Below are 685 nucleotides of genomic sequence, written 5' to 3' on the forward strand. Positions count from 1 at the left end.
AGCCCACGGGGTTGGCTTCATTACCACTGAGCAAGTTAATGCGCGGCACGATCACATGAATATGCGGTTTGCGCTCAATAGGCTTGCCCGTCTTCTTATCGTCGACCCATTTAATCTTGGGCAAATGCGCCTCAGCGTAAAAATTGAATTCTTCCGCTTTATACGCATACATGAGAAACTGTTTGAATTCGGCTGTAACGGCTTTAAGTAAGGATTCAGAAACAACGTCTTCACGAAAACTAAGTGTAAACGTCAGGTAACGGTCCTGACCGCGATCAGGAATACTCTCATAAATAGAACGGGTTAGATCAAGGTCGCCTGATATTACCAACCGATGGTCGAGTTCATCGCGGGTAAACTCACGCCCTGACTTGTTACCTTTTTCGAGATATTCCTGTGCGCCAGTGTTGTAGCCACCGGGCCTAATCAGCATCGGAGACCCCTGCTAACAGCAGGGCCTCAATAGCCGTCAACTTATTCAGCCAGAGGGTGTACGTCTTTTCAGAAATGACACCACGGCGGTGGGCAGCATTCACCTGGTGGGCTAACTGGTTAATGTTGTTGCTGGTTTTGTTATAGAAGAACAGCAGCCGGTGATAGTCCTGTGGCTTGGCCGCTTTAACATTGAAGGTGAGTTTTGCATTGATAAAAACGTCACGCAGGAACTCGGAAGTCGTCATGCCTG

At 48.2% G+C, this 685-nt stretch carries 1 protein-coding gene and 1 pseudogene; both read right to left on the reverse strand.

What is annotated here, in order from left to right:
• Nucleotides 1–433: pseudogene (locus tag ABJ99_RS28695) on the reverse strand (LPD7 domain-containing protein); the annotation flags it as partial.
• Nucleotides 423–685 (reverse strand): molybdopterin-guanine dinucleotide biosynthesis protein MobC (locus ABJ99_RS28700; RefSeq protein ID WP_054086211.1); only part of this gene is annotated, 263 nt, incomplete at its 5' end. The gene ABJ99_RS28700 and the pseudogene ABJ99_RS28695, both read right to left, overlap by 11 nt.

The sequence above is a fragment of the Pseudomonas syringae pv. cilantro genome (assembly GCF_001293775.1).
In the GTDB taxonomy this organism is placed as follows: domain Bacteria; phylum Pseudomonadota; class Gammaproteobacteria; order Pseudomonadales; family Pseudomonadaceae; genus Aquipseudomonas; species Aquipseudomonas syringae_P.